The following is a 15,260-nucleotide window of genomic DNA, read 5'->3' as shown; positions in this document are numbered from 1 at the left end:
TCCTTTTTAAAATTTATTTTACTACTGAATATAGGGCTGCTTCTTCTTCATTTATTATTTTTAATAAATTTCCAGCCTTAAACATATTACAAACCAAAATCGGCAGTGAGTTATCTTTTGCTAAAGCTATGGCAGTATCGTCCATAACCTTGATATCATCGCTCATTGCCTTTTCGTAGTTTAGTGATTTTAAAAGTTTTGCATCTTTAAATTTTTTAGGGTCTTTATCATAAACGCCATCAACCTTTGTAGCTTTTATGATCATATCTGAGCCAATTTCAATAGCTCTTAAAGTTGCTGCTGTATCAGTTGTAAAGAAAGGATTGCCGGTACCTGCAGCAAAGATGACAACTCTGCCTTTTTCCAAATGGCGCTGCGCACGTCCAACGATGAAAGTCTCACAGATCGCTTCCATTTTGATTGCACTTTGCACTCTTACCTCTAGCCCACTTCGTTCTAAAGCTTCACGCATTGCGATCGAATTTATAACAGTTGCTAGCATGCCCATGTGATCGCCACTTGTTCGCTTGATGATACCATCTTTTGCAGCGCTCACACCGCGCACTATGTTGCCACCACCTATCACGATGCCAACTTCGATCTCATTGTCGATGAGTTCTTTTATCTCGCTTGCTATAAATTTAAGCACAGCTGTGTCTATGCCAAAACCATTTTCTCCAGCCAAGCTTCGCCTGAAAATTTGACCAATACGCGTTTTCTCTTACTCATTGTCATGCTCCTTGAAATTCACGCATTTTAGCCAAAAAGGCTTTAAATTTAGCTAATAACGCTTACAAAGTGACTATTTTGAGATCATTTCAAGCGGGTCGATATGGTAGTTTCTTTGCGTTACTTCAAAGGTGAGATCGTTTCTAACTCGGCCTATGACGTAGCCTTTTTGCACGAGCGAGCCGACCTTTGCAGTTGGCGCGATCTGGCTTAGGTGGGCGTAGATCGTGTGTATGCCGTTTTCATTTTCTATAATGACGACATTTTCAAGCATAGGGGTCGCTTTAGCAAAGACCACCTTGCCATTTAGCACGCTTTTTACCTTCGCATCTGGGGTGCTTGAGCGAAGCACGACTGACTCGTTAAAAATTTTGATGTTATATATCGGATCTACGTAATTGCCAAATTTTTGCTTTACAGAGTAGCTATCAAGTGGAGCGATCGTCCTTGCGCCCGAGTATCTCTTAACTGAGCTTGTTTGATAGCCCCCACCCATTGGCTGGCTCTTTGACCCTTTTTTGTCACCTTTGCTAGCCGCTCTTTCTTGCTTTTCTCTGGCTGCACGTGCGGCTTCATCCTCTTGCTTTTGCATGATAGCAAGCTGTTCTAGTGTCTTTCTTAGCTCATCTTGTTGGGCTTGAAGCTTGGCTAACTTTTTGCTGTAAATTTCTTTATCACGCTTTAGTCCGCTTATTGTATTTTTCTGCGTGCTCTCTAGACTTTGTAGATCATTTTGCTTGCGTCTATAGTTTTTTATGCTTGAGTTTATCTCATTTATTTTGCTTGATTTGTTTTTTATCTTTTCTATCGTATCTTCGTAGTTCTGGCTAAGCCTTTTAAAGTCCTCTTTTGCTATGGCGTTTAGTTTGGTTAAAATTTGCGATGAGATGATGCTCTCTTCGCTTTGTTTGCCATCGCTTGCTGACATCATAAGATCAAATGAGAGATCTTCTGCGATGATCCTTATCATATTTTGCTCTAGCTCTTTTTGGGTGCGCTCTAGCTCTTTGTTTTGTTTTGTTAGGTCATCAAGCTCAAGAAGTGCTTTTGAGGCATTTGTCTCAAGTACAGAAATTTGACCTTTTAAATTTGTGATATCGCCACTTATACCGCGAAGTTTTTTCTCGCCATTTACAATATCACCAGCCAAATCATCTAGCTTTTTACTAAGCTGCTCACTCATCGCTTGACTTGATCTTAGCGAGTTTTTGGAGTCTTTGATCTTCTCTTTGGTATTTGACGCAAAAGCTAGACTAAAAGCTAGCAAAAATGTAAAAATTCCTTTTCTCATATCGCGCTTTTTCTAGCCTTACTCATCACTAAACTAACAGCAAAAATGCTTAAAACCACAGCCACGCCAAAAAGGATAAATATATCTCTTGAAGGATCAAGACTAGGCAATACCACATCAATGCTTGCGGCATTTTCTCTAAAAATTTCAATACCAGGCAAGAAAAAGAAAAATGCACCGACTGCAACGGTAGCAACTAGGCTATCAACTATGGCTGATTTGTAAAGCATGGCTGATTTTAGCCAAAAAGGTGCTCCAAAAAGCGTCATGATCTCTATGCGCTCCCTGTGCTCAAATAACCAAATTTTAGCCTGCTTTAGCATAAGCATAAGCCCTATTACGCAAAGTATCGCCATAAAAGCATACGATATACTTTTGGCTAAATTTAGTATTTTAAAGACCTTATCGTGAGTCTTTGAAAATGTCTCAACCTTTGTGATGCCATCAAATTTTAAAAGTTTTTGCTTTAGCTCATCCATGTACTGCGGTGTCGGAAATTCGCTAAGTTTTAGTGAGTAAAATTTAGGTAGTGCATTTTGCAGTATGGACAAATTTTTAGCAGAGATGTCATTTGAGAGGCGGTCGATGATTTTTTGCGGACTCAGCGGTTCAATGCTAGCCAAGTTGCTAACAACTGGCTTTAGCATAGCATCACTTAGCTCTTTACTTGAAACTATGACGATGTTGTAGTCGTTTCCCATGAGTCTTTCATAATCTCTTACAACCTTATCAGCAGTTAGGCTAAACTGCACGGAAAACAAAAGCGCGATCAGCGGCAAGATGAATCCAAGATGATTTTTAAGCGATCTCATGCACGCCTCCATTTTCTATGACGAAGTGGCGGTATGGGATGCGAAGCGTCGATGGGATGTGATGCGTCACCACGACGACGCTTGTGCCTAGAAATTCTCTGGCTGATTTTAGAAGCGACCAGATTACGTCGCTTGAGTATTCGTCTAAATTTCCCGTTGGCTCGTCGCATAAGAGCAAATTTGGATTGTGAGCCAAAGCCCTTGCCATCGCTACTCTTTGCTGCTCACCACCGCTTAGCTCCATTGGATATTTATCAGCTTTATGAAGCATATTTACATGTTTTAAAAGCTTCGCTACTTGCTTTTTACTCACATTTTGATTGATGCCTTTGATGATGAGTGGCAACATGACGTTTCTTTCGACATTCCATTCATTTATCAAACGATAATTTTGAAATATAATGCCAACTCGCTGCCTAAGCTCACAAAGTCTTTTATCGTCGATGTCATCCATTTGTGTCATGCAGACATTTAGCTCTCCAGCAAGGGGTGAAATTTCTCCATAAAATGATTTTAAAAGCGTGCTTTTTCCACTTCCACTCTTGCCTGTGATAAAGACAAAATCATTTGCATAAATATCTAAATTTACGCTATTAATTACGATTTCATCGCGTTCATAAGCTAGGCTCAAATTTCTTGCACTAATTATCTCTTGCATCAGCCAAATACTCCTTTAAAAGCTCGTGTGCTGCTAAATTTTCACGTATTAAGATCGGTTTTTTTATAAAATATTCGCTTTTCTCATCGCTTATTTTGATAAAACACTGCTCTGGTTTGTTAAACGCTCCAAAGGCGACTTTTAGCAAAATTTCAACCCCACTTATGGTGTAAATTTCCTCAAAATGTAAAAAATGATCCTCTTTTTTGATGATGAAATTTTTAAAATTTTTAATGATATTTTTTACGTTTGTCTTTTCTTTAAAGCTAAAATCCCCAGCCAAAACGCTCTCACTACTTTCAACCTCACAAGTATAAATGACATCGTAAATGTCCTTATCTTGGCGTCTCCAGCGATCTTCATACTTGCTTGTTACTTCTAAATTTCTATTTTTAAAAGCCTCTATCTTTGAGTTTGTGGGCTCTAAAAATTTACTCAAACTAAAGTCGCAATACTCCTTGCTATCACTCCTTAGCTCAAATTTACCACCAACTTTTAGTATCCTCTCGCACTCAAGCGCAAACGCCGACGAAACCACACGTCTATGCTCAGCCTTATCCCAAGGCACTGGAAAATGCAAAAAGACTCTATCAACTAAATTTGAGCCAACGAGAGAGAGTAAAAGTCTGGCGTCAGTGTTTATTAGACGCACGTTTTCTAGGTCATTTGCCTTGGCTAACTTTGCTACTTGCTCGATACTTGGTTTATAGACTTCAATGCCTATAACCAAAGCATTTGGATTGTTTTTAGCTTGATAAAGCAAGTGTCTACCAGAACCAAAGCCGATCTCGATGAAAATCTCTTTAAATTTATCTTTTAGCTCGCAAAATGCTGGCACAAATTCTTCAAGGCTTAAAATTTCACTCACTTTTTTAGTCAAATTTGTCTTTTTTACGGCAAATGCTTGACTGATTACATTATTGCAATTTTGCTCTTTAAAAAGCTCAAGTGCCTCTTGCAAAAGACCAACTTTAGCTGGCTTTGTAAGCTTTTCACCTTTTACGACGATGCCATTTTTACCGGGTTTTACGACTAGAAAAAAACTCTCTTCTTCATTTTTTGTGTAGATAAGCCTCTCGTTTCGCCCATTTGCCTGCCAAAGAAATTTGACTTTGTCATTACCAAATGGAAATGAGAGCTCTTTTAAAGACGAAGCTATGAAATTTGGCATTATTTTATGCTAACTTCCGCTTTTGATGACTTATCAGAGGCGATGCCGTACTCATCGATAGCTACGACGCTGTAAGAATAGCTAGCTCCTTTTTGCACGCTATCATCTCTAAGTCCAGTACCATCTATGCCACTAAAAATTTTCTCACTTGCGCCACTTCTATAAACAGTGTACGAACTAGCTCTATCAACTGCACTCCAATTTACATTTACTCCGCTACCATCGTAGCTAGCGCTAATATTTGGAGTCTTTGGCGCACCAAGTGTTATCCCCACGATTGGCTCTTCTTGTTTTAAGCTCTCAAGGCCGTCTTTATCGACTGCTGTGACTCTGTAATACCTTGTTGCCGCATTTGTGTTTATGAGATCTTCATAGGTGTTGCTAGTCGTTTTTGCCAGATATGTGTAAGGCAAAATTTTACTCACTGTCCTATAAACCTTAAAATAAGCAAAATCCTCAGCTGGCACGTAATCCCAAGTTAAAATTATCTTTTTTGGTGCATTTTTTGTTGCCTTAAGGTTTGTTACTGATTTAGGGTAACTCCTTTGTCGTTGCACTTATGTTTTGACTTGGTTTTGAAACAACGCCTGAAGAAGTTTTAACTAAAATTCTATACTCATAAGACTTACCAGGTTTTACCTCAGTATCGATATACTCGGCGTTTAGTCTGCCATTTACCTCTGCGATTTGGCTAAATTTATTAGCTTCTGCATCACTTCTTTGAATGATATAGCTTGCCACGGTGCTATCAGGATGTGGTCTCCAAATCACTTTCACGCGTCCTGGAAGCCCTGTAATAGCTTGCGAAAACGGTACTGAGTCAAGCAGTGGCTTTGTGGTTGCTGTTGCGATCGTGCCTGGTTGAGAGATGGCATTACTTGAGTAGGTTCTCATTTGGTATGAGTAAGTTGTCTCTGGAGCTAGATCACGATCCACATAGTGCGTTGCAAAGCGGTCTTTTATGTTTGCAACTAGTTGCATTTTTGAGTTTGCATCATTTGGATTTGAGCGGTAAAGATAGTAGCCAACGACGCTCTCATCGGTCACTGGATTCCACTCGAAGCCAACTTCTGTCATATCTGAAATAGTTTTTAAACTTGTAATCGTAGGCAGTGACACACTTTGCTGAGTCGGTACGCTAGAGCCGCATCCCGCCAAGAAAGCTGCTAAAAATGGTGTCAATATGCGTAGGGCAAATTTTTTCATCAAAAATCTCCTTAGGAATTTTTTTGTAAATTATTTGGTTAAAGTCATCATACGTTTTTGCGATAAATTCCACCCTTTTGCCAGTTCGTGGATGGATAAAATAAAGCATATAAGCGTGAAGCATAACTCTGCTTATTTTATCGCCTTGGCTCTTAAATCCGTATAAATCATCGCCTAAAATATGGCGGTTTATGCTAGATAGGTGCACTCTTATCTGATGAGTCCTACCTGTAAAAAGTTTTGCTGCTATTAAATTTATGCCATTTTCACTTAGCAAATTTACAAAGGCACTTTTTGCAAATTTAGCGTCCGCAACGATCGCTTTTTTTAGGCGGTTGTTTGGGTTTCTGCCGATTGGCTTTTCGATGATGACATCCTCTTTTAACGGCAGATCGGTGAGAGCTAGATAAATTCGCCCCATACTCTTATCGCTTAGCTGCTCGCTTAGTTTTGCGTGGGTGAAGTTATTTTTAGCAATGACGATAGCGCCACTTGTACCCTTATCTAGGCGGTGGACGATGCCAGCTCTTACGTCGCCATTTAAATTTGAGAGCATAAATCCCTTTTTATTTAGCCACTCAACAAGTGTCGCCTCTTTTACACTTGGAGCTTGATGAACGACGATTTGAGGTGGCTTGTTTAGCACTATTAGATCATCGTCTTCGTAGATAATTGGGATATCAAAATTTACTTCATACTCGTTTTGCACCTCTTTTTTTGGGGCGAAATTTACGCAAATTTCATCGTTTTCACTTAACAAAAAGCTTGGTTTTGAAACTGGTTTTAAATTTACGTTTATAAGAGAACCTTTTATCAAATTTAAAGCTTGATTACGTGAAATTTGAAGCTCTTGTGCCACTGCAACATCGAGTCTTGAGCTGTTTAAAACATTAAATTTAACCAAAATCAAAGCCTTGTTTGTGATATAATCTAGCCCAAAAATTAAGGTTTGCTTCTTGATAAAACTAGATCGGCGTATTTTAACACATTTTGATTTTATTCAGCCGTTTTTAATCATCCCAATCATAGCCATCTCATACATCCTAGTTTCCGAAGCAAACGACATTTTGGCAAACAAACAGCTTGTATATTTTGGCATAGGATTTGTCTCATTTTTCATAGCATTTTTGCTGCCTATTAGGCGCATAGACTGGATCATTCCGATGTTTTACTGGATCTGCATCGTGCTGCTTTTAAGCGTTGATATCTTTGGCGTTAGCAAGCTTGGAGCTAGGCGTTGGCTGGAAATTCCCTTCGTTCACTTCACGCTTCAGCCCTCAGAGCTCATGAAGCCAGCCTTTTTGCTGATGCTAGCCTATCTCGTCAAGCAGCGCCCGCCAGAGGCCGATGGATACGGGCTAAAAGACTTTTTAAGGCTTAGTTTTTACATCCTTTTGCCTTTTGCGCTCATCATGAAAGAGCCAGATCTTGGCACCGCGCTCATACTTTTGATAGTTGGCTACACCATCCTTTTTGTAATCGGCGTAAATAAGAAAATTTGGATATGTATCATCCTTGCCATAGGCTTTTTGGCGCCGGTTTTGTATGAAAATTTGCATGATTATCAAAAAAAGAGGATCCACGACTTCATCGCCGAAGAGCCAAGCTATCACGTAAAGCAAAGTATCATTGCCATAGGTAGCGGCGGGCTAAAAGGCAAGCCAAAGGACGAGGCAACGCAGACGCACTTTAAATTTTTGCCAATCGCCACAAGTGACTTCATCTTTGCTTATAATATCGAGCGTTTTGGCTTTTATGGGGCGCTGCTTTTGCTGGGGCTTTATGGAGCGCTTATAACACATCTTTTAAGTTTAAATTACGGCCTAAAAAACGACTATTTTACACAAGTTACCACCACGGGGATTGCTGCACTTATTTTCGTTTATGTGGGTGTAAATGTCTCAATGACGATCGGTTTTGCACCAGTTGTAGGTGTGCCGCTACCATTTTTTAGCTATGGCGGAAGCAGCTTTGTTACATTTATGGTGCTTTTTGGAATTTTGCAAAATTTGCTAACTTTTAGATTTGATAGAACTTATAGCTTTATAAAAATTCACTTCTAAAATTTTCTCCACAAATATCAAGCATATAGTTTTTGCTCTATCCTTCTTTGTGCTTTTTGATGCAAGATTTTATGGTATTTATAAGATATTTTATATCCTCTTTTGTATGTGTGTAGTGAATGCTAACACGTACCCAGCCAGGTTTTTCGTCAAAAATGGTATTATCTTTTAAATTAAGCAAATCATGTCCATACGGCCCAGCACAATCACAGCCCGCACGCGTTTGTATACCAAAATCACTACTTAAACTAGTAGCAAAATCATAAGGTGAAATGCCTTTTACATTAAATGCAAAAATGGGCAATCTGTCTAAATTTTCAGGGCAATAATTTATCACCTCATCTATTTTTTCTAGCTCTTTGCAAAACATCTCGCCTAGCTCACATTCAGCTACTTTTATATTATTAAGTCCGATCTCATTTCTTAGCTTGTAGGCTAAATTTGCACGCATTAGCTGCATTATCGGTGGCGTGCCGCCCTCTTCTAAATTTTCAACTTCATTAGTAAAAATATGCGATGTCCTGCTTACGTACTTGACTGTGCCTCCTGCTGCAAATGTAGGCAAATTTTTACAAAGCTCTTTTTTGATAGCCAAAAGCCCACAACTCCCAACTCCTCCAAGTAGTTTGTGAGGCGAGAGAAACAGTGCGTCAAAATATCTGCAATCAACATTTTCATAAGCACTAAGAGTGGCCACATCAAGAGCCAAAATACCATTATATTTTTTAATCAGCGAGTAAATTTTTTTATAATCAGTTTTAACGCCAGTGACGTTTGAGGCAGCACTAAAGCTAGCTATTATCTTTCTTTTTGCATTTTGCTTTAATGTATTCTCAAGCATCGCATAATCTATCTCATTATTTTCATCAAGCTCTATACGTTTTATATCACAAAGCCCTTCTCTTAGGCTAACTTCAACAGAGTGATGCTCATAAGGGCCAATGATCGCTAATGGCAAGTTTAAATTTCTTAAATTTGCTTCGCCGATCAAAGCTCTTGTGGCTGGTGAGATATAAATTCCCATTATCTCCTGAAATTTCTTTATCGCAGCCGTTGCTCCTTGACCAGTCGCGATAAGATAAAAACTATCGTCAAGGCCTAATAAGCTTTTTAATTCAGCCCTTGCATTTTCATAGTATTTTTGCGTTAGCAACGCGCTTGAACTACTATCTGAGTGAGTGTTTGCGTAGGTTTTTAAAAATTTTAAAATTTCATCTTCGATGGGTTTATAAGCAAGACCTGAAGCTGTGTAGTCAAAATAGTAAAGACCCTCTTTTAAAATGATATTTTTTCTTACTTCATCGATATTTAGCAATGTTTTCCTTTTTTTAAAGCAGGGATTATAATTAAATTTTAATAAAAAATCTTGCAAAACGAGTGTCTTTTACAGCAATAAATTTCTTTGTAAATTTTCTATATTTTTCTTTATCGTGCCATCTTTATAGATAGCAGATATTAAGGCGACCATGTCTGGCTTTACTTTAGCGACACTTGCAATGTTGCTAAAGTTTATGCCTCCTATGACACACACATTCATTCCCATTTCTTTTGCTTGTGATATGGTTTGGGCCTTGCAAAGCGGCGCATTTGGCTTTGTAGAGCTTTTAAACATCGCTCCAAAAGCTACATAGCTAGCACCATTTTGTTTTGCCTTAATAGCAAGCTCCAAGCTATCATAGCAGCTAACGCCAACATACGCATCATCCCCTAAAATTTCAAACGCCTCTTTTATGCTTGCATCATCTTTTCCTAAGTGCACAGACTTTGCCCCTATACGAGATGCAAATAAAATATCATCATTTACGATAAATCTGGCTCCAAATTTTTCGCATAAGTTGAAAATTTCACTAGCTAGCCTCTCATCTTTGGGTATTTTTTTAGAGCGAAATTGAAAAAATTTCACCCCACACTCTAAAATTTCTTTAGTGTATTGCAAGGCTAAATTTTCAGGCATCAACACATCGTCGCTAATCGCATAAATTTCAATCACTTATGCCAACTTTATGATTTAGTAGACGTTTGCCAAATTTTGTCGTAATTGCATTTTTAATAGCATTTAAAATGTATCTTTTGGCTACTTTTATAGCCTCTTCTTTTGTGTGTCCATTTGCTAGCAAGCAGGCCAGCGCACTCGCAAAGCTACATCCAGCCCCGTGAATGATCTCTGGTTTTATTAGTGGCTCTTTAAATTTAAGCACGTCACCATTTTTTTTAAAAAGAGTATCTTCACAAATTTCTGCAACCGTGCTTCGCTTTAAGATCATATCGCAAGGTAAATTTTTACTATCAAGCTCCAAAACTTTGGCTTCATCGATATTTGGCGTGATAATGTCTGCAAATTTAAAAAGCTCTTTTAAGCTTGCTATCGCGTCATCTTCAAGAAGCTTTGAGCCTGATTTTGCTACGCAAACTGGGTCTATTACTATTTTAATGCCTTGCTTATGAAATTTTTCAAGCCAAGAACCAACGCAAGATATAAGCTCTTTATTAAAAAGCATACCAACCTTTATGGCATCTATGTTTAGCTCTTCGTCTACCATTTTGATCTGCTCATTTAGATTTGTAATATTTGTAGCAAAGATATTGCTAACACCATTTGTATTTTGTGCTGTAAGAGCTGTAATGGCTGTCGCTGCATAGCAAGAAAATGCCTCGCATGTCTTAATATCAGCCTGCACGCCAGCGCCACCAATACTATCACTTCCTGCAATGATTAGTATATTTTTCATCTATCTCCTTTGCAACCTGAAATTTTATCAACACTAAAAGGATCATCAACTTTCCAACTACTTGAATACTTTTTAATGCTACTTTTTAATGCATCTACTAAATAATCCACGTCCTTTAGCGTATGCGTATAGTGGAGTCCAGCCCTTACCCAGCCTGGCTTATGAGTAAAAAGTGCATCTTCTTTTAAATGAAGCAGATCATGTCCATATGGCCCAGCGCAAGAACATCCTGCACGCGTTTGAATGCCATATTCTTTGCTTAAAACTTTGGCTAATTCATAAGGCGAAACACCAGTTACGTTAAAAGAAAATATCGGCAAACGCTTTATGTTATTTGGATGATAGCACGTAAGCTCAGGAATTTCTGCTAGTCTTTTTTCCAAATACTCTCCAAGCTCGCTTTCGTTTTCATATATTGTCCCAAATCCTATCTCATTTCTTAGCCTATAAGCCAAATTTGCCCTTATAAGTCCTAAAATAGGCGGAGTGCCAGCCTCTTCTAGCTGCTCACTATCTTTTACAAAAATAGCGTAGTTTTTGCTAACATAACTTACCGTTCCACCACCAGCAAATGTCGGCTCATCTGAGTTTGCAAATATCTTTTTTATAGCAAGAAGCCCACAACTTCCAACTCCACCAAGTAATTTATGAGGAGATAAAAAAAGAGCATCGAAATAGTCACAATCAATATTTCCATAAGCACTAAAGCTTGCAGCATCAAATGCCACAATGCCACCATAAGATTTTATAAGAGTGTAAATTTTGCGGTAGTCGCTCAAAACCCCCGTCACATTTGAAGCCACACTAAAAGTTGCGATGATCTCACGACCGACATTTATCCTTAAAATTTGCTCCAAATGATTAAAGTCGATCCCTCCATTTTTATCAAGCCTGATACGCTCAACCTCACAAAGTGCTTGCCTAAAGCTTATCTCATTTGAATGATGCTCATAAGGGCCAAGCACCACAAGTGGAGAATTTTCATCTGGCTTTAGGGCATATCTTTTTTTTAATGCTGGCGGTGCATAAATTCCTAAAATTTCTTGAAATTTCTTTATCGCGCCGGTAGCTCCATTGCCACAAGCAAAAAGATAAAAACTATCATCAAGTCCTAGTAAGCTTTTTAATTCACGTCTTGAATCTTCATAAGTTTGAGCGGTTTTATAGGCGTTTGATGAGCTGATAGAGTGCGTATTTGCGTATGTTTGGAGTATTTTTGCCATCTCATCTTCGATAGGTTTATAAGCTAGTCCTGAAGCTGTAAAGTCAAAATAATAAATGCCATTTTTTAAAATTATATTTTCTCTAATATGCTCTAAATTTACCAAATCACAACCCTTGTTTTTTGCTTAGCATTATAGATTACTTTAGCTAAAATATACTACAATGCACAAATAAAGGAGCCGATATAAAAGCTTTAAAATCGACATTTGAGCGAATGAAACACCTTGATATAAATGAACTTATTAAATTTCATCTCGTCTTTGATGAGTTTGATTTAAAGCACTCATATTATGATGTTTTTGAAGCAATCGAGGCTGAAATTTTAAATAACTTCTTAGCCTTGATGCCAAAATTTTACTTCGAATCCGATACAAACGATGCTATAAAATCTGCCCTCATAAAACTCGCACGAAGCGATAGAAAAAAATTTAATGTAAATAAAATTTTACCTCAAAGCCTAGCTAGCAAAGTCTATGCAAAGCTTTTTGAAAAGAATTTTTTACTGCTAGAAAAAAGTAGAGAAGTTTTACCAAAAAGATCAAAAAACCAAATGCTAAAAAAAGAAGAAAGAGGCTATAAAATTGAGGATAAAATACATTTTAATAGCCATTTTTCAAGGTTTTGGTTTAGATTTATAGAGCCAAATTTAAGCTTGCTAAAAGCTGGTAAAAATGATGAAATTTTAGCCATTATAAAAAATGAATTTGACGAATATGCAAGCCTTGGATTTGAAATTTTATGCGGTGAACTCATGGCAAAAAAATTTCTGATTAATGGCATATTTTTAAGTAGCTTTTGGAGCAGGAATATAGAGCTTGATATGCTATTAAATATAGGCGGCAAGATCATAGTCGGCGAGGCAAAGTACAAAGAGAGAAAGGTTTGTAAAAACGTGCTAAATTTACTATTAAAAAAATGCGAAAAACTAAATATCAAGCCAGATATTATTGCTCTTTTTTCAAAGAGTGGATTTAGTAGCGAGCTAAGAAATCTAAAGGATGAAAGGCTAAGGCTTTATGAAATTAGCGATTTTGAGGAACTTTTAAAATGAACGAACACGATATCCAAGCTGGCTTAAAAAGCCTGATAGAGCAGACTTATCTGATAGAAAACGAATATAAAAATTTAACATCATCTTATGCAAACTTGCAAAATTTCATTAAAGATATTGTGGAAATTCTGCCAAATGCTATCTGGGTGTTAGATGAAAATGATGAGATTTTTTTACAAAACTCAGAGGCAGTAAGACTTGGTAAAATTTTTAAAGAGATACCAAAAAAAGAGGGCGAGATAAATGTAGATGGGCAAATTTATCTTTTTAAAACAAGCTCTAAAGACAATAAACTAATAATCTCTGCAACAAACATAACAGTAGAAAAACGCACCGAGCGTCTTGCCTCCATGGGCCAAGTAGCAGCTCACCTAGCCCACGAGATCAGAAATCCAGTAGGCTCTATCTCGCTTTTAGCATCAACACTACTTAAAAGAGCCGATGAGCGCATACAGCCTATCGTAAATCAAATACAAAAAGCTACATGGCGAGTCGAACGTATAATCAAAGCCACACTACTTTTTACAAAAGGTCTTAATATAAATACGCAAATTTTTGACTTTTCGCAGCTTAAAAAAGAGTGCGAAGAGGCTATAAATTTTTACGACTATTCAAAGGATATTAAATTTAGCCTAGAATTTCCAGATGGCAAATATATGGGCGACCTTGATCTACTAACCATCGTCTTTCAAAATATTTTATTTAACGCCATTGATGCCATCGAAGAGAGCGATGATGATGGGGGAGAGATCATTTTAAGCTATGAAAAAACACCACAAGAACATAAATTTATTGTCTATGATAGTGGTGAGCCCATCAAAGATCAGGCTATAGTTTTTGAGCCATTTAAAAGTAGCAAGCTAAAAGGCAATGGCCTTGGTTTGCACCTTTGTTTACAGATAGTGCAGGCTCACAAAGGTAGCATCGAGATCACGCTAAATCCAAAAACATTTTGCATAAATTTACCAATAAAGGAGTAAGAATGAACATACAAAACGAACTTGAGACATTTAAAAAATCTCTTCAAACGCTTGACTTGAGAGAAATTTCAAATGATGGAGCAAAAAACGTTGCATTTATCTGTATCGATATGATAGAGGCTTTTGCTGGAAGTGGTGCGCTCGCTAGTCAAAGAGTAGCCGCCTTATCAAAAGGGATCGCGACACTTTTTGATAGAGCGTGGAGAGATTTTGGCTTTAGAAATTTTATTCTTATAGAAGATAGGCACACCAGTGATTCAAAAGAATTTGAGACCTTTTTACCTCACGCAGTGCTTGATACAAATGAGATAAAAACTGTAAAAGAGATAGAAAATCTAAGCTTTTTTAAAGAGATCAAAGCATTTTATAAAAACTCTTTAAGCATTGCGTTTAATAAAGAATTTGAGAAATTTTTAGAAGAGCATCCGGAGCTAGACACCTTTATAGTCACTGGGGATTGCACTGATATGTGCGTTTATCAGTGCGTTAGTTATCTTAAGCTACGAGCCAATGAATACAATAAAAAATCAAGAGTTATCGTACCGTTTGATCTTACGCAAACATATGACATACCAGGACACAATGGCGACTTTTACCACGAGATGTTTTCTCTTCATATGAAGCTAGCACTTGGTGCTGATGTGGTAAAGAGTATTAAATTTTAAAGCTTGCTTGAAATATTTATGAGCCTATTTAGCTCGTCAAATTTAAAGCTAAGCTCGTTTTTATTCGCTACGATCTCATTAGGACTTTCGCTAAATTTCATATCACAGCTTAGCAAAAGTCCTTTGACAAGGATTTTGTGATCTAGATCGTAAGTGCTTAAACACTCATTTACTACGCTCAAAAGCTCATTTGCTAGCACTGGCTCTTCAAAGACAGCATCTGATCTAAACGCTACGTATGCCGCACCACCATCGTACTCTATCCTATAATAATTTTGCTCATCAAAAGCGGTGCAAAGGATCATACTAATCGTGTGACCATTTAAATTTTCATCTAGCTCAAATTGTGGCCTGCTAAATGCACTAAGTCCAAATTTTTCGCCAAACTCACGTGCTTTATTTGCAAGCCCGAGCAACCGCTCATCAAAGCCATTTATATTTTCATAACCCCAAAGCCACGTATTTGACGAGAAGCTTTCAGAGCCGATAAACTGCATGTCAAACTCACGCCCATCAAAGTAAATTTTACCACTATCAAAATCAACCTGCCAATTGCTACCTTCAACAAGTAGTTTAAATGCACGTTTTTGAAGTAATGTCGCTTTGCCAACACATGCGCTAAAAAGCTCGCTCCAGTTACTTTTATCTACACCAAGCTTATCTAAAAACATCGCTTTCCAG

General features: G+C 37.7%; 16 protein-coding genes and 1 pseudogene. 4 read left to right on the top strand and 13 right to left on the bottom strand.

What is annotated here, in order from left to right; genetic code table 11:
* Positions 1-13: 13 nt before the first annotated feature.
* From A3835_07365 to A3835_07330, 8 genes and pseudogenes are all read right to left on the bottom strand, one after another.
* Positions 14-729 (bottom strand): annotated as a pseudogene (locus A3835_07365) (UMP kinase).
* A 73-nt stretch (positions 730-802) separates the two neighbouring features.
* Positions 803-2,020, bottom strand: coding sequence for a peptidase M23 (locus tag A3835_07360; protein ORI07370.1), 1,218 nt, complete (start codon positions 2,018-2,020; stop codon positions 803-805).
* The gene (locus A3835_07355) at positions 2,017-2,832 is read right to left on the bottom strand and encodes a cell division protein FtsX (protein ORI07369.1); all 816 of its coding nucleotides are present in this window, start codon (positions 2,830-2,832) and stop codon (positions 2,017-2,019) included. The genes A3835_07360 and A3835_07355 overlap by 4 nt, the downstream gene beginning before the upstream one ends.
* A complete protein-coding gene (locus tag A3835_07350) occupies positions 2,819-3,490 on the bottom strand; it encodes an ABC transporter ATP-binding protein (GenBank protein ID ORI07368.1) in 672 nt (223 codons plus the stop codon). The genes A3835_07355 and A3835_07350 overlap by 14 nt, the downstream gene beginning before the upstream one ends.
* Positions 3,474-4,661 (bottom strand): tRNA (guanine(46)-N(7))-methyltransferase, encoded by a 1,188-nt coding sequence (locus tag A3835_07345; GenBank protein ID ORI07367.1) that lies wholly within the window; start codon positions 4,659-4,661, stop codon positions 3,474-3,476. The genes A3835_07350 and A3835_07345 overlap by 17 nt, the downstream gene beginning before the upstream one ends.
* Complete coding sequence (locus A3835_07340) at positions 4,661-5,074, bottom strand: hypothetical protein (protein ORI07471.1); 414 nt, start codon at positions 5,072-5,074, stop codon at positions 4,661-4,663. The genes A3835_07345 and A3835_07340 overlap by 1 nt, the downstream gene beginning before the upstream one ends.
* A gap of 118 nt (positions 5,075-5,192) precedes the next feature.
* Entirely contained in the window at positions 5,193-5,738 is a 546-nt protein-coding gene (locus tag A3835_07335) for a diaminopimelate decarboxylase (GenBank protein ID ORI07470.1), read from the bottom strand.
* A 61-nt stretch (positions 5,739-5,799) separates the two neighbouring features.
* Positions 5,800-6,771, bottom strand: coding sequence for a pseudouridine synthase (locus A3835_07330; protein ORI07366.1), 972 nt, complete (start codon positions 6,769-6,771; stop codon positions 5,800-5,802).
* 52 nt (positions 6,772-6,823) lie between these two features.
* On the opposite strand from A3835_07330, the gene A3835_07325 reads away from it, so the two are divergent.
* The gene (locus A3835_07325) at positions 6,824-7,930 is read left to right on the top strand and encodes a rod shape-determining protein RodA (GenBank protein ORI07365.1); all 1,107 of its coding nucleotides are present in this window, start codon (positions 6,824-6,826) and stop codon (positions 7,928-7,930) included.
* Positions 7,931-7,967: 37 nt separating this feature from the next.
* On the opposite strand, the gene A3835_07320 is transcribed toward A3835_07325, so the two are convergent.
* The 4 genes from A3835_07320 to A3835_07305 all read right to left on the bottom strand — a co-directional run bounded on the left by A3835_07320 (position 7,968) and on the right by A3835_07305 (position 11,987).
* On the bottom strand, positions 7,968-9,245 hold the full coding sequence (locus A3835_07320; GenBank protein ORI07364.1) for an aminotransferase: 1,278 nt from the start codon (positions 9,243-9,245) through the stop codon (positions 7,968-7,970).
* A gap of 69 nt (positions 9,246-9,314) precedes the next feature.
* The gene (locus A3835_07315) at positions 9,315-9,920 is read right to left on the bottom strand and encodes a thiamine phosphate synthase (protein ID ORI07363.1); all 606 of its coding nucleotides are present in this window, start codon (positions 9,918-9,920) and stop codon (positions 9,315-9,317) included.
* Positions 9,913-10,659, bottom strand: coding sequence for a hydroxymethylpyrimidine/phosphomethylpyrimidine kinase (locus A3835_07310; GenBank protein ID ORI07362.1), 747 nt, complete (start codon positions 10,657-10,659; stop codon positions 9,913-9,915). Before A3835_07310 ends, A3835_07315 begins: the two co-directional genes overlap by 8 nt.
* A complete protein-coding gene (locus A3835_07305) occupies positions 10,656-11,987 on the bottom strand; it encodes an aminotransferase (GenBank protein ORI07361.1) in 1,332 nt (443 codons plus the stop codon). The genes A3835_07310 and A3835_07305 overlap by 4 nt, the downstream gene beginning before the upstream one ends.
* A 110-nt stretch (positions 11,988-12,097) precedes the next feature.
* On the opposite strand from A3835_07305, the gene A3835_07300 reads away from it, so the two are divergent.
* From A3835_07300 to A3835_07290, 3 genes are read left to right on the top strand one after another with little or no spacing between them, the layout of a single operon-like run.
* Complete coding sequence (locus tag A3835_07300) at positions 12,098-12,934, top strand: ATPase (GenBank protein ORI07360.1); 837 nt, start codon at positions 12,098-12,100, stop codon at positions 12,932-12,934.
* A complete protein-coding gene (locus A3835_07295) occupies positions 12,931-13,914 on the top strand; it encodes a two-component sensor histidine kinase (GenBank protein ORI07359.1) in 984 nt (327 codons plus the stop codon). The genes A3835_07300 and A3835_07295 overlap by 4 nt, the downstream gene beginning before the upstream one ends.
* 2 nt (positions 13,915-13,916) lie before the next feature.
* Positions 13,917-14,579, top strand: coding sequence for a hypothetical protein (locus A3835_07290; GenBank protein ID ORI07358.1), 663 nt, complete (start codon positions 13,917-13,919; stop codon positions 14,577-14,579).
* On the opposite strand, the gene A3835_07285 is transcribed toward A3835_07290, so the two are convergent.
* Complete coding sequence (locus A3835_07285) at positions 14,576-15,250, bottom strand: phenylalanyl-tRNA synthetase subunit alpha (protein ID ORI07357.1); 675 nt, start codon at positions 15,248-15,250, stop codon at positions 14,576-14,578. The genes A3835_07290 and A3835_07285 overlap by 4 nt on opposite strands.
* Positions 15,251-15,260: the final 10 nt, after the last annotated feature.

It is taken from the genome of Campylobacter concisus (assembly GCA_002092835.1).
Classification (GTDB): domain Bacteria; phylum Campylobacterota; class Campylobacteria; order Campylobacterales; family Campylobacteraceae; genus Campylobacter_A; species Campylobacter_A concisus_K.
Note: the sequence above shows the minus strand (reverse complement) of the source record. Positions and strands in the feature narration are given on the sequence as shown.